The 19,005-nt window shown below is 64.8% G+C and carries 11 protein-coding genes; 4 read left to right on the top strand and 7 right to left on the bottom strand.

The features are described from left to right. The first annotated feature begins 180 nt into the window (after nucleotides 1-180). A complete protein-coding gene (locus C4S73_RS19450) occupies nucleotides 181-1,620 on the top strand; it encodes an FAD-binding oxidoreductase (RefSeq protein ID WP_103874184.1) in 1,440 nt (479 codons plus the stop codon). Nucleotides 1,621-1,720: 100 nt separating this feature from the next. Here C4S73_RS19450 and C4S73_RS27995 read toward each other — a convergent pair whose 3' ends face one another. Then, nucleotides 1,721-2,020 (bottom strand): hypothetical protein, encoded by a 300-nt coding sequence (locus C4S73_RS27995; protein WP_146071437.1) that lies wholly within the window; start codon nucleotides 2,018-2,020, stop codon nucleotides 1,721-1,723. Nucleotides 2,021-2,291: 271 nt separating this feature from the next. On the opposite strand from C4S73_RS27995, the gene C4S73_RS19445 reads away from it, so the two are divergent. Beyond that, nucleotides 2,292-3,233, top strand: coding sequence for a LysR family transcriptional regulator (locus tag C4S73_RS19445; protein WP_103874183.1), 942 nt, complete (start codon nucleotides 2,292-2,294; stop codon nucleotides 3,231-3,233). Here C4S73_RS19445 and C4S73_RS19440 read toward each other — a convergent pair. Further along, a complete protein-coding gene (locus C4S73_RS19440; protein ID WP_103874182.1) occupies nucleotides 3,190-4,557 on the bottom strand; it encodes an HlyD family type I secretion periplasmic adaptor subunit in 1,368 nt (455 codons plus the stop codon). The genes C4S73_RS19445 and C4S73_RS19440 overlap by 44 nt on opposite strands. After that, the gene (locus C4S73_RS19435) at nucleotides 4,544-6,358 is read right to left on the bottom strand and encodes a type I secretion system permease/ATPase (protein ID WP_103874181.1); all 1,815 of its coding nucleotides are present in this window, start codon (nucleotides 6,356-6,358) and stop codon (nucleotides 4,544-4,546) included. Before C4S73_RS19435 ends, C4S73_RS19440 begins: the two co-directional genes overlap by 14 nt. Nucleotides 6,359-6,845: 487 nt before the next feature. Here C4S73_RS19435 and C4S73_RS19430 point away from each other — a divergent pair, with 487 nt between their 5' ends. Next, nucleotides 6,846-10,568 carry a beta strand repeat-containing protein gene (locus C4S73_RS19430; RefSeq protein ID WP_103874180.1) on the top strand — a complete coding sequence of 1,241 codons (3,723 nt, stop codon included), beginning with the start codon at nucleotides 6,846-6,848 and terminating at the stop codon, nucleotides 10,566-10,568. Nucleotides 10,569-11,127: 559 nt separating this feature from the next. Here the strand turns inward: C4S73_RS19430 and C4S73_RS19425 are convergent. The 3 genes from C4S73_RS19425 to C4S73_RS19415 all read right to left on the bottom strand — a co-directional run bounded on the left by C4S73_RS19425 (nucleotide 11,128) and on the right by C4S73_RS19415 (nucleotide 16,422). After that, nucleotides 11,128-11,928 (bottom strand): hypothetical protein, encoded by an 801-nt coding sequence (locus C4S73_RS19425; RefSeq protein ID WP_244595678.1) that lies wholly within the window; start codon nucleotides 11,926-11,928, stop codon nucleotides 11,128-11,130. Between the two features lie 103 nt (nucleotides 11,929-12,031). Further along, nucleotides 12,032-13,156 carry a linear amide C-N hydrolase gene (locus C4S73_RS19420; protein ID WP_103874179.1) on the bottom strand — a complete coding sequence of 375 codons (1,125 nt, stop codon included), beginning with the start codon at nucleotides 13,154-13,156 and terminating at the stop codon, nucleotides 12,032-12,034. A 44-nt stretch (nucleotides 13,157-13,200) separates the two neighbouring features. Further along, nucleotides 13,201-16,422, bottom strand: a complete 3,222-nt coding sequence (locus C4S73_RS19415) for an autotransporter family protein (protein WP_160115843.1) — start codon at nucleotides 16,420-16,422, stop codon at nucleotides 13,201-13,203. A 324-nt stretch (nucleotides 16,423-16,746) separates the two neighbouring features. Between C4S73_RS19415 and C4S73_RS19410 the strand changes: the two genes are divergently transcribed. After that, nucleotides 16,747-17,826, top strand: a complete 1,080-nt coding sequence (locus C4S73_RS19410) for a helix-turn-helix domain-containing protein (RefSeq protein WP_103874177.1) — start codon at nucleotides 16,747-16,749, stop codon at nucleotides 17,824-17,826. Between the two features lie 108 nt (nucleotides 17,827-17,934). Here the strand turns inward: C4S73_RS19410 and C4S73_RS29090 are convergent, their stop codons facing one another. Next, complete coding sequence (locus C4S73_RS29090; RefSeq protein WP_103874176.1) at nucleotides 17,935-18,909, bottom strand: flagellar motor protein MotB; 975 nt, start codon at nucleotides 18,907-18,909, stop codon at nucleotides 17,935-17,937. Nucleotides 18,910-19,005 lie beyond the last annotated feature (96 nt).

The following is a 19,005-nucleotide window of genomic DNA, read 5'->3' as shown; positions in this document are numbered from 1 at the left end:
CGACCGGCCGCTGTCCGGGCACCCCAGATCTCCAGTCATCGACAGAGTTTACGAGGGCATGCAGCCGCGCCCTGGGCTCCCGGCCTATGTGACCTGCATCACTGAGCGGAGCCATGAAACGGCGCAGATTGCCGGCGGCCGGGGGGCAAGACTCAAATCACCCATTCGGGAGGAATTCTCATGCCTGCCCACAGCCTTACGACACTGGCGGCCGGAAAGACGATCATCGCTGCTCCGGCGATCGAAGCGCTGGCCTCGCAACTTCGCGGCAGCATTCTCGATGCGAGCGACGCAACCTATGATGAAGCGCGTGCGATCTGGAATGGGATGGTCGATCGCAGGCCCGGCCTGATCATCCGCTGTGCGGATGCTGCCGATGTCGTCAGCGCGGTCCGCTTTGCCGGCGATAACGGGTTGCTCGTCTCGGTCCGGGGTGGTGGACATGGCATTGCCGGAAACGCCGTCTGCGATGGCGGGGTGATGATCGATCTTTCGCAGATGAAATCGGTCCGCGTCGATGCGGCGGCGCAACGTGCCTGGGTCGGACCGGGAGCAACCCTCGCCGATCTCGACAGGGAAACGCAGGCGGTTGGACTGGCCGTGCCGACGGGCATCAATTCGACGACCGGCATTGCCGGGCTGACGCTGGGTGGTGGGTTTGGCTGGATCACGCGGAAGTTTGGCCTGACCCTGGACAACCTGTTGTCGGTCGAGGTCGTTACGGCAGATGGCGAACTCAGGAGGGCAAGCGGGTCTGAAAATCCGGACCTGTTCTGGGCGTTGCGCGGCGGCGGCGGCAATTTCGGCGTGGTGACAGCGTTCGAATTCCGGCTTCACAAGCTCGGCCCCCAGGTCCTGGCGGGCCTCGTCGTGCATCCATTCGGTGACGCCGAGATGGTGCTGAAGGACTATCGTCAGGCACTCGAGGTCGCGCCCGACGAGCTGACATGCTGGGCCGTGATGCGACAGGCGCCTCCCCTGCCGTTCCTTCCGGCGGAATGGCATGGCAAGGAGGTGCTGATCCTTGCCATGTGCTATTGCGGCGACATCACTGAGGGTGAAAAAGCGACCGCCAGGCTGCGCTCGATTGGAACGCCGATCGTCGATGTGGTCGGCCCTGCCCCTTTCGCGGCATGGCAACAGGCTTTCGATCCCCTGCTGACGCCCGGCGCCCGCAACTACTGGAAGAGCCACGATTTTACCGATCTCTCGGACGCGGCGCTGGGAATCCTGACGGGCGCCGTGCGCCGTCTTCCGGGCCCGGAATGCGAGGTTTTCATAGCCCATGTCGGTGGTGCGGCAGGTCGCGTCTCGGCCGATGCCACGGCGTTTCCGCAGCGCAGCTCCCATTTCGTCATGAACGTTCATGCGCGCTGGCGCGAACAGGCCATGGATCAGGCTTGCATCGGCTGGGCCCGTGCACTCTTCGAGGCGACGCGGCCACATTCCGCCGGGACGGCCTATATCAATTTCATGCCGGCAGACGAGGCGGATCGCGTCCAGGAGGCCTATGGCGGCAGCTATCACCGCCTTGCCCAGCTGAAACGGCGCTACGATCCGTCGAACCTGTTTCGCATGAATCAGAATGTGATGCCGGTAGCGAGCTCCCAGGCGGCGTGAGTCCAGCCCGCTGAGAACGCAAGGGGGCCGAGCGGCTTCATGCAAAAGGGGCGCCTTTCGGCGCCCCTCGTTGTCGTCGCGATGTTCGAGCGATTGTCGTTCAGACGAAGCGGAAATAGTCTGCGGCGAGGTTGGCGAGGTCGACGCCCTTGAGAGGGAGCGTCGTCTCGGCATCGACGCTGAACACGGTATCCGCTCCGATCTGCTTGGCAGTGGTGATGGCAGTGCTGACCGACGTGCTGCCCTGGATTGCCGCATCGGCAACGCTCGGGTCGCTGTTCTTGACCGGATAGGTCAGCCCGCACCGGAGAACACAGTGTCGAAGTCGATGACGCGGTCTTCTGAACCGCGCTTGGCGATGTAAGCGAGAATGGAACTGGTGATCGTGGCCACGAGACACGCCTCGCTGCCGAATAAATATGCCTTGACGCCGGGGAAGCATCGGGCCGTTTCGAAACCCGGGAGCAGGGCTTGGCAATCGATGTGACGTATCGTTAAAAAAATCGCTTAGCAGATATATTGAGTTTTTAAACAGCCGTATGGCGATGCCTATCGAATATAGCCGACAAATATACCGACATGCACCAACATTATCTTCGTCATAAATTATGAGATCCGTTGATATATTTAAATAACAGGCGATATTTTTGGCGAAACGGAGAAGTAAATTTATGGCATCGGTCGCGCAGCTTAGAGCGTTTCACTCCGTCGCTACGGCAGGCGGGTATTCGCAGGCGGCACGGGAAATGGCGGCCAGCCAATCTGCCCTCTCCGGCCAGGTGCGACAGCTCGAGGCGATCTCCGGCGTCGTCCTGTTCGAACGCGGCCCACGCGGCGTGACCCTGACGGCGGATGGCGAGGCGCTCTATCAGGTAACGTCCCGGCTGTTCTCTGCCTTGTCCGAGGCCAGCCAGATGCTCAAGAGTCCCGCCGCCGAAGGTGGGCGGCTGCGGCTGGCTTCCGACGGCGCCGCCCATTCGCTCCCGATCCTGGAGGCGTTGCGCCGGCGCCGGCCGAAACTCGTGTTCTCTATTCAGCTGCACAACTCGGACAATGTGATCGAGCAGGTCGTCCACTACCGTGCCGATGTCGGCATCACCGCTCAGTTGCCGAAGGACAGCCGCTTTCACGTCCAGCCGCTGACGACCATGGCTGTCGGCGTCTTCATGCCGGCGGATCACCCTTGGGCCGAAAGGGAGATCCTGAACGTCAGGGATCTGCAGGGCATGCCCTTCGTGCTGAGGGAACGCGGCTCGCGCACGCGGGAGGTCTTCGAACAGATCCTTGCCGACCATGGCGTGACCCTCGGGGACATCATGGAGGTGTCGACCCGCGACGGCGTGCGCGAGACGGTCGCGGCCGGCTTCGGCATGGGAGCCGTAGCCGATCTCGAATTCGGCTTCGACACGCGGCTGCGCTTTCTCCTCCTTGCCGACGCCCGTACGGTCATCAACGAATATGTCGTCTGCCTTGCCGAGAGGCGCCGGGTCCCCATGATCGCTGACTTCTTCCGCTGCGCCGACGACGCCTACGCGTCGCGGCAGCCGCCGGAGATCGTAGTGACGGGCTTCAGTAGCGGAAGCTGCGCGCGAGCTGGTCTTCGATCGGCTTGACCAGATAGGCAAGCGCCGTCCGCGAGCCGGTCTGGATGAAGGCTTCGACCGGCATGCCGGGTACCAGAACTTTGCCGCCCAGGCGTCCGATTTCAGCTCGCCCGAGCGTCGCCCGCACGGTGAAGTAGGAGGCGCCGGTCTGCGGGTCGGTGCTCGCATCGGCGGACACGCGGCTCAGCTCGCCATGCAGATCCGGCGTCGTGGCGGCGTCGAATGCGGGAAACCGAAGCACCACGCCCTGCCCGATCCGCAAACGGTCGATCATCGTCGGCTCGACCCTGGCCTCGACCACCAGCCCGTCCGTTTCCGGCACGATCAACATGATCTGTTCGGCCGGCCCAATGACACCGCCGATCGTATGGACGATCTGCTGATGCACGACGCCGTCCTGGGGCGCACGCATTTCAATGCGCGACAGCTGGTCAACGGCGGCAATCCGCCGTTCGGAGAGATCGGCGATCTTGCCGTCGACATCGCGCAACTCGGTCGCGACCTCCCGGTGCAGATCCTGGTCGATCTGAACGATCTGGAGCTCGACCTCGGCAATCCGCCCCTTCACCCGCGCCGTGTCGGATACGAGGCTGCCCTGTTCGCCGACCAGGCGAGAAGCCTCGCGCTGGAGCGCGGTCAGCCGCGACAGCGCGACGAGGCTCTGATCATAGAGCTTCTGCACCCCCACCAGCTCGTGTCCGATCAGGATGGACTGCGCGCGCCGGGCCTCGATCTGGGCCGCGAGCCCAATGGTTTCCTCATGGGACTGCGCGATGCGCTCGCGAAGCTGCGAGCGTTGCACATCCGCGGCCGAGCGGCGTGACTGGAACAGCCGGACCTCACCCGCAACTGCCTGCAGCACCGCCGGATCGCCGGCGCGTCCACGCAGTTCCTCGGGGAACTCCAGCTCGGACAGGCCGTCACGTTCCGCCTCGAGGCGAGCCTTGCGCGCCTGGAAGCGTCGCAGTTCGATCTCGATCAGCGCCAGGCTTGCCTTGGCATTGGTCTCGTCGAGTCGCACGAGGACGTCGCCGGCCTTGACGCGATCACCTTCCTTGACCCGGATCTCCGCGACGACACCGCCCGAGGGATGCTGGACGCGACGCACATTGCTCTCGACCACGATCTTGCCGGACGCGATCACGGCGCCGGAGAGCGGAGCCGTCGCTGCCCACAGGCCGACCGTGCCGAGGAGCACGGCAATCGTCGCGACACCGAACAGGGTTGCGCGGCGGATATCCCGGCGAGGATTAGGTCGCTCTGCTCCTGCTGAAGCAGTGGCGCCCGGAAATGCCGACCTGCCGTCGGCGTTGTTCTCGTTAACCGCGCGCATCGGCTGTCATCACGATCTTAGGGGTGGACGGAACGATGTCGGACATGCCCGGCTTGCCGACGAGGCTCTTGCGAAGAACCTCCTCCTTCGGGCCGAAGGCCTGGACCTGCCCGTCCGCGAGGATGAGCACCTGATTGATGCTTGCCAGCGCCGAAGGCCGGTGGGCGACCACCACCACGATGCCGCCGCGCGCCCGCACGCCGGCAATCGCGGCGGTCAGCGCGGCGTCGCCGTCGGCATCAAGGCTGGCATTGGGCTCGTCGAGGACGACGAGGAACGGATCGCGATAGAGCGCCCGCGCCAAAGCGATGCGCTGGCGCTGGCCGCCGGACAGCACACCGCCGGCCTCGCCGATGGGCGTCTCGAAGCCTTTGTGCAGGCCGACGATCAGGTCATAGGCGCCGGCAGCCTTGGCCGCGTCACGCACGGCCTCTTCGCTCATCGCGGGGTCGAAGCGGGCGATGTTCTCGGCGATCGTACCGGCGAAGAGCTGCACGTCCTGCGGCATATAGCCGATGATCGCGCCACGCGTCTCCTCCGGCCACTGGTTCAGCGTGGCTCCATCGAGGCGCAGGCTGCCACGTTGCACGGGCCAGACCCCGACAAGCGTGCGCGCCAGCGTCGATTTGCCCGAGGCGGAGGGGCCGATCACTGCCAGGCCTTGTCCGGCCTCGAGCGTGAAGCCGACATCCTTGACGGTCGGGGTCTGGCTGCCGGGAGGCGCGACGAAAACATGATCGAGCGTCAGGCGTTGTGTCGGCCGGTCAGGCGCCACCTGGGGAGCCTCCTCCACAGCGACGAGCGCCAGTTGCAGCCTGCGCCAGGCCTGGCGCGCGCCGATGAACGGCCGCCAGCTGCTGATCGCCAGCTCGATCGGCGCCAGCGCACGGCTGCTCAATATCGACGAGGCGATCATCACGCCCGACGACGCCTGATCATGCATCACGAGCCAGGCGCCGACGCCCAGCATGGCGGACTGCAGCATGAAGCGAATGACTTTGGATATCCCTCCTAGCCCGTTGGTGACGTCGGCTGCGCCGAGATTGGAGGTGACGTGGCGATCGTTGATGCGCTCGAACAGGCGGGTGATGCGCTGTCCCATGCCAAGCGCCGCCACGGCTTCCGCATTGCGCCGGACCGCCTCGATGAGAGCGGCCCGCTCGCCGCCCGACCGCGCGACATCGGCGCTGGGCCGGCGCGACAGGATTTCGGTCAGCAGAGCCAGCACGAGCAGAATCGCGGCGCCCCCGACGAGCGTCCAGCCGAGATAGGGATGAAGGATAAAGCAGAGCCCGACATAGAGCGGAATCCAGGGCAGATCGAACAGCGTCATCGGGCCGATGCCGGAGAGAAAGCCGCGGACGCTGTCGAGATCGCGCGAAAGCTGGCTGCCGCCGGGCGTCCCGCGGAGTTGCCCGCTGAGGATCGCGCCGAGCACGGGCCCACCAAGCCTGCGGTCGAGCTCGACACCGACGCGGCTCAGGATGCGCTGGCGCAGCCAGTCGAAGACGCCGAGCAGGATGAAGAGCGCTGCCACGATGAGCGAGAGGGCCACGAGCGTCGGCACGCTGCGCGAAGGCAGAACGCGATCGTACACCTGCAACATGTAGATCGAGCCGGTCAGCATCAGCACGTTGACGAGGGCGGAGAACAGCGCCACCGCGAGGAAGGCCGAACGGCAGGAGGCCAGGGCCTCGTTCGCGGCATTCTTGGAAGATTTCGGAAGCAAGGGATGTTTTCCGGACGCATACTGAACAAAAGAGAGCCTGCGGGCGCGCTCCCGCCAGGACCCCAGAACCATCCATCGAATGCCCCAGCGGCCTCCCGGCGAAACTGTCGCGCTCGATGAATGGCCGCAGCAGATAGGCAGGCGAGATGACAAACCGGTGAAATCATCACCGGGAGGGCCATCGAAAATAGCGATACCCCCCATCGACGAGGCCGCAACCTCAGAATATTACCTTATATATTGCGGGCCATCCGGCCGATTCAGGAAGAACTGTTCAGAAAACTCGGTCCAGACCCGCTCCGATACCCCAACGGAAGTCCGGAAGTTTTTCTCGGATCAGGCGAGAAATATAAAAGAATCGCGATTCGTCGGACGCCTTTCTGCGTATTCCGAGGGCGATGCTCGCTCGGCGCGGATATTTTTTGATCGGTCAAGAAACCGTTAAGCAACTGTCATCCTTAACAAGTCATTAACGCACCCAAGGGCTCGCAGCGTGCGGGCCGCGCTCGGCTGAGGTCGAGCACTTCCCTCTGCGCATCTGGCTACAAGGATTTACACAATGACGCGTCCCGCTGGTTCGGTCAGTTTCGTCGGCTACAGCCCCGATTCCGGCAATGGCATCGTCTTCACCGTGATCGAGCCTGTGCTCGCCGGCAATGTGATCACCATCGTGAATGACGGGTCTGATGGCCTGAACGGCGGAAAAGCCGCGAGCTGGACATGGACCGCCAATCGCGACATCCCGGCCGGCACGACCGTCACCGTCGAGGGACTTGCCGCGGGAGAGGCCCCGGCCAATCAGCAGGACGTCGAGACGACCGGCAGCGTCGGCAGCTCGCCTACCTCCCTTGGCAGCTCGACGAGCCTAAGCCTGCTTGATTCGGCATCCAACGACTTCATCGCGCCGTCGATCGTCAGCATGTCATCGGCCGAGAGCGAGACCTCGTCCGCCCGGGTGGCCGCCCCTATCGACAATGGTTCCCCCGGCGGCGGAATGTCCGCCCGCAGCCTTGCGACGAGTTCGACCTCCACTGCCGCCGCGGAACAGAACGCACCGCAGGCGGCTGTCGCTCAGTTGAACGTCGACGTGCAGCCTGCACTGGCCAGCTCGCCGGCATTCGGCGAAGGTGACGACAGCCTGAGCAACACGGACGTCCTGCTCAGCGGCGTCTCGATGGGCGGCGGCAACGACAAGTTCACCAATTCCGGAACCATCATCGGCAGCGACGGCGTTGCCATCGACACCGGCGCAGGCAATGACGAGGTCACGCTTCTCGAAGGCTCGCAGCTGTATGGCGAGGTCCGTCTCGGCACGGGCGACGACAAGCTGACGGCGACTGCAGCCGAGCAGGATCTCTCGGTCGATGCCGGAGAGGGCAACGACATCGTTCTGGCGGGCGCCGGCGACGACCTCGTCCGGGGTGGCGATGGCGACGATCTGCTCGACGGCGGCGCCGGCGACGACGCTCTTCAGGGCGGCAACGGAAACGATCGCCTGATCGGCGGTCGCGGCGACGACTTCCTCTTCGGGGACGCGGGCAACGACACCCTGATCGGCGGCGCCGGCAACGACCTCCTGGATGGCGGCGACGGCATCGACACGGTCGACTACTCGGCTGAGACCGCGAGCGTCACGATCGATCTCGGCACGGGCAAGGCGACCGGCGACGGCATCGCGAAAGACCGGCTCGCCGGAATCGAGAACGTCATCGGCGGCTCAGGCGACGACGTTCTGATCGGCAATAACCTGGCCAATGTTCTGGACGGCGGCGCTGGCAACGACCGCATTGTCGCCGGAGCCGGCGACATGGCTATCGGCGGCGCGGGTGACGACAGCATCGAGATCCAGGCCGGTGCAGGGGCTGCGGCCAGCATCGATGGCGGCTCGGGCCGCGACACGGTGAAGCTGACCGGAACCGGGACCGGTTCGCTCGCTGCTCCCAGCGGGGTCGAGCGCCTCGTTGTCGAAGGCGGAAGCTGGTCGGTCGCAGGCAGCGCCGGCTATGACGAGATCGCCATACGCGACGGCGCGGCCGTGACGACCGGCGTCGTCATCGACGGCGACGACCGCATCGGTATCGATGCCGGCGGCAAGCTGACGGTTGCCAACAACGCTGTGACCTGGGCTGGCGGCGGCAATGCCGTCTTCACCAATGCCGGGCTTGTCGCGGTCGATGCAGGTGGCCGCCTCTTCCAGACAGCCGCGAATGCATCGGGTTCGCTCACATTCGACAACGCCGCTGGCGGCGTGCTGCGTGGCGCGATCAATCCGAGCCAGGCTGGCGAAGCAACTGCGTCCATCACCCTCAACAATGCCGGCCTCATCGAGGCCAACGGGCGCGTGATCGACTTCCGCAGCTTCGATAACAACGGCGCAAGCGCCACGATCAACAACCTGGCCGGCGGTGTCATCCGCCAGTACGGCACCAACACCGACGTGATCCGCCCCGGCCAGAACGGCATCGTCAACAACTGGGGCACGATCGCGGCGGAAGCCGGGGCGGTGGGCGGCGGCGACCTGATCGACTTCCAGAGCGAGACCGGCGGCAAGGTCAGCAACCATGTCGGCGGCCTGCTCGACGGCGCTCGTCATGCCGTGACCGGCGACCATGCCGTCACCGTCGTGAATAACGGCACGATGATCGGCCGCAACGGCTCAGCCGTGAACATCGACAATGACGGTTCGGAAGCCGATCGCGTCAACATCACCAACCACGGCGTCATGCAGGGCCGCTCGGCCGGGCTTGATGACAGCGACGGCGATGCCATCGATGTCGACGGCCTGCTGTTCCTCAACAATTACGGCACCGTCGAGGGCCTCGGCGCCAACGGCTATCACGATGGCGAGCCCAATGTCTCGGAAGGCATCGCCGTCGGCGGCGGCACCATCATCAACAACAGCGCCGGTAAGATCTACGGCTATGGGCGCGCCATCCAGGTCGACAATTCCAGCAACCAGAACGCCCTGGGCGCGACCCTGGTGGTCAATGACGGCTTGATCCAGGGTGACGGTCACGGGCCCGCGAATGTCGCTCCGGCAGATGCGGCCCGGTTCGACCTGCGCGGCAACGAGGCGATCAACCTCGTCGGCAACTACGCCGACGAGGTCATCAACAATAGCCGCGGCCATATCGTCGGCGGCGTCTCGATGGGCGGCGGCAACGACAAGCTGGGCAATTCCGGCCTGATCACGGCAACCGGCGGCGCGGCCGTCGATATGGGCGCCGGCGACGACCATGTGAATCTCTATGTCGGCGCCAAGGTGGTCGGCAAGATCCTGCTGGGCCAGGGCAACGACCTCGTCACCGCAACCTCCTGGGGCGATTTCGAGATCGATGGCGGCGAGGGAGACGACCAGATCTATCTCGACGCGGGCGCCGATCACGTCCTTGGTGGTGCCGGCAACGACATCATCTATACCGGCGCCGGCGACGACGTCATCGACGGTGGTGACGGGGACGATACCCTTGTTGGCGGAACCGGCAACGACACGATCAGCGGCGGCGCGGGCAAAGACATCATCGACGGTGGAGCCGGCGACGACGTGATTTTCGGCGATGCGGGAGATGACATCATCAAGGCCAGCGCCGGCCATGACATCATCGACGGCGGTGACGGCTACGATACGCTCGATGTGTCCGCTGCGACCGGCCCGCTCTTCGCGGATCTGGCCTCGGGTCGGATTTCGGGTGGCGGCCTCGGAATTGTGTCGTTCACCAGCATCGAGAACCTGCTTTTTGGTGACGGCGACAACATCGTCACCGGCGGCAACGGCGACGACAGCTTCGATGGTGGCGCAGGCAACGACACGCTCACCGGCGGCGCCGGTGACGACGCGCTCGCCGGCGGCCTGGGCGACGACATCCTCAATGGCGGCTCCAACGACGACCAACTCGACGGTGGCGCTGGCAACGACGTGCTGTCCGGCGGCTCAGGAGATGACATCCTGCGCGGCGGAGCCGGGAACGACGTGCTGAAAGCTGGCTCGGGCGACGACCGGATCGAGGGCGGCGCCGGCGACGATCTGCTGACCGGCGGCTCGGGAACCGACACGTTCCATTTCGCTGCCGGGTTCGGTCGCGACGCGATCACCGATTTCGGATCGTCCGACACCGATATCATCAGCTTCAGCGATAGCCTGTTCGCCGATTTCGGTACGATGATCGCGGCATCCGCGCAGGTCGGCGATGATGTCGTCATCACGGTCGACGCCCAGACATCGCTGACGCTTCACGAAGCGAATTTGCTCTCCCTGAGCGCCGACGATTTCCGCTTCGCCTGAGCGAAATCGTCCCTTCGCCCTGAGTGCACGAACATGAATGGGCGCGGCGGCAACAGGCCGCTGCGCCCATTGTCTATGGTGAGAATGGCACGGTTGGCGGGTGGAGCAAGGCAGGCCGGGCTCAACCTGCTGTGTCAGTTGAACATAGCGCCGACGCTTCGATACTGGTGCGGCAGTGCCGCGAAAGAAGCATTCGGGGCTCAGAGCCTGGCCGAGAATGTCGTAAGCAATTTCAATCGTTTGGCATTTCGCATCGAAAAGCGCTGTCATCCCGGGCGACCGCAGGGAGACCCGGGATCCATTCCGAGGCGCTTACCGGTCAGCGCTCCGGAATGGATCCCGGATCTCCGCTTCGCTGCGTCCGGGATGACGGCGCGTTTTTCGCTGATGTTCAAGTCCTTGAAAACTGGGATATCATTATCGGCCAGACTCTGAGGAGCCATTCCGTCAGGTATGGCGTCTCGAAGGATGTTCCAGCTGGTTCGGGAACCTCCTGAACATCCTTCGAGACGCCACTTCGCAACTCCTCAGGATGAGGGTTGCATTCTCCAACTGTCTCTCAGAACTCGATCGACGCGCCGACGATCGGGCCGTGCTGGGTGACTTTCCACTGGAAGCCGCCCTCCCTGTAGTCCTGGTGCAGGACCCGATATCCAGCGCGAATGATCGACTTGTAGCCCAGTAGTGTCGTGCGATAGCCCAGCAATGCCTGGCCGTTGAGGCTCAGCCGCGAGCCGGCGCCGAAACCGCCGACGTCGCCTTCCATGAACAGATTCCAGCGATCCGTCAGATCGAGGTGAATGCGCGCGCCGACGAACGGGTCGAGCCAGCTTTCACTGTCGGAGGCATGAAGCCCGCCGAGGCGAAGACTGCCGGTCAGCCGCGTCCAGCGGGCGCCGACCGTTGGTTCCAGCGCAAAGACGCGCGGCGCACCGAACACGGTGTTACCACCGAGTTCGGATTGATAGACGCGATAGAAGGCGCCGGCACTGACCAGATAAGACTTCATGCCGACGCCGATGTTGAACGGGCCGATCCTGGCGTCGTTGGAGACGTCGACATACTCGCCGTTGACATAGGCGCCAAAGGCCCCGCGGCTGATTTCGACATTGCCCATCACCCCGAGATCGAGATTCTCGAGGGTGTCGCGAAAGGGCACGTCGACATGCGTGCGGATGCCGAACACGGACGCATCGCCGTTCAGCGAGGCCGCCCATAGATACGGGCTGATGGTGATCGTCCAGTCGCGCTGAACGACCGGCGCCACGACCTCCGTATTGCGGGCGGGAGCCGGATCGGCTGCCTTTGCCGGAGGCGCCATCGTCAACAGCGCGGCGACGCCAACGCAAGCGGCAGTCACAAAGCTCCAGCACGGCGCGCTTGTTGTCGATGATGTCATGGTGCTGATGCCCCCCGGCACTGGCGTCGATCGGATGTCGAAGAATGTCGTGCCGTGCGGCCCGTCAGGGCTTGGCGAAGGGCAGCGCCGGAGGCGTCATCGCCGGCTTCAGCGCCGCGCTCACCATTGCCTTGGCATCGAGATCGAAACTCTTCAGGTCGATGCCGCGCAGGACGGGGTCATCATAGGTCTTGACGTAGAACACCCGGTTCACGAGGTCGGCTACCGTCGACCATTGGGTGTATTCGAGCGGCGCCTTGCCCTGCTCGCCCTCCCTGATCCAGCCCTTCGGAATGTCGAAATTGTTGACGATATGCTCTGCCAGCCGGACGCTTTCCGGGCCGCTCGGCTTCCGTTCGATGGACAGCGTATAGCCGAGCGCCCGCAGGAAGCGGGACGGCGGCGTCGGGTCGCCGGGAATGCCGAGCATCCCCGAGCCCTGCCCAAGTGGCGCGAATGACTGCTCCCCGACCCTGAGCGGTGGCGCGCTGAAGGGAGACAGCTTCACATAGTTCCGCAGATTGGTCAGATGCCAGTCGAAGGGTGGCGAGTTGGTCATCACGCCGAGCGGATTGTCGTAGATCTTGAGCACGCCATCGACCGGCTCGATCACCAGCGAGGCGCCGGTCGCGTCGTGCAAGGTGTAGTGCACGGGCGGCGCGATCTTCATCGCCTCCTGGACCACATGGATGACCGCGATATCCTTGATCGCCGCCTTGACCTCGGCGACGGTGGCGAAACTGGTCAGCGCCCAGGTCAGGACATCCCATGGCGCGAGCGACTTTGTGGGATCGGCCTTGGCGGGGTCGGCATAGCCGGCAAAATCCGGGAAATAGAGGATGCCGCCGGCGAGCCCCTTCTCATTCATGCCGTCGACCAGGGCGGAGACGCCGAGCGCGTTGAGGCCGACGGCTGCGTATTTTCCGGTCCAGTTCATCGCGGGCGTTCCGCCGGGCCCGGTCGAGCTCAGCTTGTAGTTGCGCGGAATCACTATGGCGCGCGATTCGAGCTCGAAGGCGAACTCCATGGTGCGGCCGTAGACGGCGCCATTATCGGTCGTCCGGATCAGGAAGCTCGTGCAGGCAAGCACGGATTGCGGTGTCGCAAGCATTGCCATGACCAACGAGGCGGCTGCGGCGCGCTTGACGACGCGCCATGGGGCGCTTGGAGACGATGCCGTGAATGACATTGGATATCGACCTTCCAGATTCGTGGAAACGAGGTGGGAGCCGATCACCAGCTCATGCGGAAGCCGGCGCGGCCGCTGAGTTCATGGCTGTCGGCGAACTGGGCGAGGCTCGTTTTGGCGGAGACCTCGCCATAGACCGCGTAGCGGCCGCCGGCCCAATCGTATTTGGCGCCGAGGCCGACCCCGCCCCAGAGCCGCTCCTCGGCGCTGGTGAAGCGGGCGCCCGAGACGTTCGCTGTCGTGCCATCGAGGAACTCGTAGGAGAGATTGGCGATGCCGTAGAGCGTGGCGCCAACCAGCTGGCCGTCGGCGCCGCGCCAGCTGTTGCGGTACTCGGCGCCGAGCCCGAGGCGGCCCTTCAGGCTGTCGCCGTCATCAAGCGAAACCCGGGCGCCGAAGGGATCGGTGAAGCCGGAAGAATCGACCTTCGAATAGATCAGCTGGGCCTGCGGCGTCAGCGACCAGGCACCGCCCAGCGCGATGCGCTGGCCGAGTTCCAGGCCGAAGGCATAGCCGAAGCCGCCTTTGCCATCGGCGAGCCTGCGCCCGGCGGTGGTCGAAGTGAGGTCGCTGTCGAACCAGCTGACTTGCGCCTGCGCATCGGCATAGAAGCCGCTCTGGCCGTACCAGGTCAGCGTGCCGCCGAAGCCGGTGCCGCTCGTATCGATCTTGCCGCGGCCGAAGACCGACGCGACATCGGCGGTGGCGCCGCCGTGATGGGCGGTGAGGCCGCCGATCAGCGTGCCCGCGCCATCGCCGAGCAATTGGCCCTCGACGCCCGCCTGCAGCTTCCAGCTGTCGATTTCGTAGCTGGTGCCGCTGGTCGATAGCCGCGGCGTCACGCGGCTATGCGCGCCTTCGATGCGGGCCCAAATCGCGCGGCTTTCGGGAGTGCCGGCGGCGGCTCCGCTCTCGCCTTGGACGCGATCACCGACGCGCTGGCGCAGGGTCGGCAAGCCGTTCAGGCTCTGCAGCACCTGGCCATAGGCCTCGTAGAGGGGCACGCCGGGCTGGAAAATCGGCATGGTCCGGACCGAACTGCCGACTGGCGCCGCCGCGCCGGCGGGCTGGACATAGGTCGAGCGCAAATACCAGTCGCCGTCGCCGGGCGTGCTGACGCCGTTCTGCTGCAGCGTATAGGCATAGGCGCCGGCGATCAGCGCAGGCTGGCCCTGAAAGGCATAGTCGCCATTGGCGAGACTGAAGCGGCCGTTCGAGGCGCCGCCGACATCGACGACCTTGATGCCTTCGACGGTCGGAGCGCCGTTGCCACCCTGATTGAGCACGGTGACCAGCGTCGAGCCGGCGGCGCTGCCGGTGACCACCAGCCGGTCGGACGGCGAGGCATCGCCGCCCAGCACGGTCTCTATCTCGAGCCTGCCGCCATTGCCGAGATAGTTGCCGTTGATCGTCAGCGTGCCGATCGAATTGCCCGGCGCGATGGTGCCGCCGGCTTCGTTGGTGGTCGTTCCGACCGTGCCGACACCCTGCAACCGGCCACCGAGCACGGCCATCGTGCCGCCGAGGCTGCCGTTCACCGAGAGCCTGCCGGCCTGGACCGTGGTCGCACCGGAAAAGCCGCTGCTGTTGCCGGTCAGCGTTTCGGCGCCGCTGCTCAGCGTCAACCCGCCCGTTCCCTGGAACGTGCCGTCGAAGGTGTCGGCGGCTGCGGTCAGGGTCAGGGTTTGCGCGCCGGTATCAACCACGCCTCTGCCGGAGAGCGTGCGGATCGATGCGCCGGCCGTGGTTGCGGAGATATCGAAGGTGCCGTTGTTTCGCACACCGCTGGAGGCGGCAATGCTACCCGCACCGGTGAGGGCGAGCGTTCCCGCCTGGATCGTCGTGGCGCCGGTGTAGGTATTGGTGGCCGTTAGTGTCGTCGTGCCGACACCGGTCTGCGTCACGGCGCCGGAACCCGAGATGGAGCCGGCGAAGGTCATCGCGTCCGAACGGTTGAAGGCGAGCACGCCGTTATTGATAGCGTTGCCCGTGATGCTGCCGGAGCTTCCGCCATTGCCGAGTTGCAGCGTGCCGGCGCTGATGGTCGTGCCGCCGGAATAGCTGCTGTTACCGGTCAGGATCGTGGTGCCGGGGCCGGTGTGATTGACCACGCCATCCCCGGTCATCGCCTGGTCGAACAGATAGCCGCTATCGGTGTGGTTGAAGTTGAGCGAGCCCGTGCCCCCGGCAAAGACGATGGAGGAGACGCCCAGATGCCCCGCTCCCGTTGCCGCTTCGCCGACCGCACCGCCGATATTGATCGTCCCACCCTTATTGATGGTCAGAACGCGCGAAGGCGCGACTGCGACGAAGGAGAAGGTGCCGCCCTCGGCAACGGTGATGATGCCGGTTCCGTTGGTCCCGAAGACCAGGCCGTTGACGGCATGCAGCGAGCCGGCGCCTGAGATCAGGATGTTGGAGGTCTTGCCGCCGAGATGACCGATCGACATGTTGCCGTTCTGCATCACGCCGCCATCGAGGATCCTGAGCGACACCTCCCCGAAATAACCGGCTCCGCTTTGCCAGCGTGACCCGGCGCCGGAGATCAGGATCGTCGCGCTTCCCGAGCCGGCGCCGGCAATGCTGGCTCCCATGGCGATCTGCCCCCCATGGATGATCGCGCCGCCGTCGATGATGTTGTAGGTGGCGTTGCCATGCAGCGAGCTGATGGCGGATTGGGTTCTGAACTCCGATCCCGCTCCGATGACGTTCAATGTCGCGTTTGTGCCAGCCACATTCGCGATGTTGATGTTTCCGGTGGTGTTCTGGAACGTGCCCCCCTTTTCAACCGTCATCGTGACGCCGGCCGCCGAACCAATGGCACCGAGGTTGGCTCCCGTTGTGAGCCCCGATCCTATCCCGCTGATGATCAGGCCGGCATTGGCGCCGGTCAGGGACAGCGTGCCGTTATTGGTCACCGTGCCGCCGTCGAGGATGCGCAGCACGCCTCCGGAAATTGTCGTACTCGAATAGCTGCTCGCGCCCGTTAGGCTCAGCGTGCCGTCGCCCGCCTTGTTGACAGCGCCGGGCCCGGTGATGGCGCCTGCCTGCGTTGCGCTGCCCCCCGCGTCTACGGTCAATGTCGCGGGAGCCGTGACGCCCGCGCCTCGCACCTCCCCATCTATGTAGGTGTAGCTCTGGGCCGGTGCCTGCGTCGACGCTAGGGCGGCGATCGCAAGCGACAGCGCCGAGACGCCTGTCCTTAGCGTGCGAGACCGGGGTGAAGACGGGCGTCGTGTCGAAAGGCGGGTCGAAGCGATAGGCATAGGCCACTCCAGAACCGGAGGCCTCATCCCCCGGAGCACTGCTGCGATATGAGAGGCCTTGCCATTGGGAGCGATGGGTCGTGCGCGCGACAAAGCTGCCGCGCAACACGCCCCCCAGCAGTGCCGCCGCGCTGCGAGGATCGCATGTTCGCGACAGCCTGCTTGTATCGCCACGTCTCATTTGTTCTGGCTTTTCGTCTCAACGGATGAGGCGCCGTACCGCGCTGGCGGAAGCCCGCCCCCGCGTCAGCCGCGTAGGTCTTCCCCGCAAATCACCTTAGGCCTGTTCCAGCACGTCCCGGTCCCGGCGGAGGAGAGCGAGCGATGCGGCAGGCTGAAAAGACCAGCGCACCAGTTGCGGCGGACGAGATCTTCCTGTCGACGGAGATGGTCGAACCGGGCCTGCGCAACGATCTCTGGCGCGAAGTCTCGCGGCCGTTCTTCGAGACGACGCAATATCCGGGTGACGCCGAGATGAGGCTTGAAGGCTCGATCCGCTCGAGGGCTATCGGCGCGCTGCTGATCGGCCCGACCAGCTTCAACCAGCAGCAATATAGCCGCGACCGACGCGCGATCCTGCGAGGCGGGCTGGAGCAGTACTTCATTCAGCTGTTCGTCGCCGGCAGATTGGAGGCCGACTGCGAGGGCCGAGCCATTTCGGTCGGGCCGGGCGATATCTGCGTCTTCGATTTATCCCGCACATTCAGGAGCCGCGTTCGAACCGGCTCGACTTTGTCGCTGGTCGTGCCGCGAGAGCGCGTCGACAAGGCGGCGGGCGGGCGCAACCTGCACGGCCTCGTGCTGAAGGCTGGTGCGCCGATCACCCGGATTCTGACGGATTTCGTCGTCAGCCTCTCCGACGTCTCGGCCGAGATGGACAGCGCCGACACGCTCGCCATCGAGGATGCGGCTATCGCGCTGATCGCGTCCGGTCTCGCGCGTCACGCGCCCGAGACATCCCTGCATGATCCGGCGCTGACGGGCGTCCTGCGCCGGCGCGTGCTCGAGTTCATCGAGGCCAACCTGTCGGGGCTGCAGCTCGGTCCCGATCTGCTCACACAACGGTTTCGCGTTTCACGCGCTCATCTCTACCGGATATTTGCAGCCGATGGCGGCGTCGCCACGATCATCCGCGAGAAGCGGCTCGACGCTTCGTTTCGCGAATTGGCCAGGCCCGGTGGGCCGTCACGCTCGATCACGCAGATCGCGCATGAGCAGGGCTTCTCCAGCAGCGCCCAGTTTCACCGTGCCTTCCGCGCGCGTTTTGGAATGGCTCCCGGCGAAGCCCGCGATGCAGCGGCGGCACGTCCGCTCGCAGATCAGCGCCTGGCGCATGTGCAAACGCATTTCGCCAGATACGCGCAACAGCTCGGCGCGAACCGTCATCGCGAAGTAGCGGGCTAGTTCGGGCAAGACCGACATTCTCGCCGGCGGTCATGTGGTAACGCACGAAATCCTGGAAGATCGCACCGAAGTGTTCGTGGCGTTGGCTTGCACTTGCAGGGCCGCGCCCTACCGTCCGGCCACCTTCACCCCGCAGAACGACTTTGCATTATCGGTCCACTGCCCGAAGCCTGTCGCGACCATGTTCCGGATGACCGTACAGACATAACGCTGCTGCGCCGGGTTGTTGTGCGGCCCGGCATGATAGCGCGCGACCGCCATGGTCCATGTGGCGTGGCGCGCTTTCAGCCGTTTCAGGAACTTGGCCGAATATTCGACGTTCAGCGCCGGATCGAACATCGCGTCGAGGCTTGGGAACTGGTCGCGGTGATAATGGTGGTTGATCTGCATGCAACCGATGTCGATCAGCTTTTTGCCCCGCGCGCGGGCGGCCTGGAAGGCAGCCAGGGCCTCCTCCTTCGTCGCACCGAAAAAGGCCTGACCCTGAATGTTCAATGCAAATGGCTGGAGCGAATTGCGCCGGCCGCTCTCGGTGAGCCCGACCGAATAGAGCACGCCGACGGGAATGTCGTAGGCCTTGGAAACCCGGGTCATATGCTCTTCGCAAACCGTCTGCGCGGAGGTGCCCAGCGTCTGGCGCGAGATCCTTTCGGCGTTGCGTTCCGATTTGGCGGCGGCCACTTCGGCCAGGACGGCATAGGGATCCTCGAAGCCGGGCGCGCCCTGCGAGGGATCCCTGGCCGGATGGCTCGGCCGCCACTCGGAGCCCGTGCTTTTCGCGCCCTTCTCGTCGCCGGGCAGCAGTTCTGCGCGCTCCGATTCACCGGGCTCTGCGTCCTGCGGACTACGCACGCCCTTGCGGTCGGAGGTTGTATCCGTAAGTTTGATCGGGTTGAAATATTGCGCAACGGTCGTGCGGGTTTCGCGATTGGTCGCGTTGACCAGCCAGAGCACGAGGAACAGCGCCATCATCGCCGTCATGAAATCGGCATGGGCGATCTTCCAGACCCCGGTCTTGGGCTGGTCGGCCACCTTGACCGCATAGCGACGGATGATGATGAGATCGGGCGGGCCCTTGTCCATGATCTGTTATTCCGGTTCCGTGCAAGGCGAAATGATCTGGCGAAGCGAGAAGATCTGGCAAGGCAAGACGATCTGGCGAGCGAAAAGGTCTGGCGA

The sequence above is a fragment of the Allobosea lathyri genome, assembly GCF_900108245.1.
Lineage (GTDB): Bacteria > Pseudomonadota > Alphaproteobacteria > Rhizobiales > Beijerinckiaceae > Allobosea > Allobosea lathyri.
Note: the sequence above shows the minus strand (reverse complement) of the source record. Positions and strands in the feature narration are given on the sequence as shown.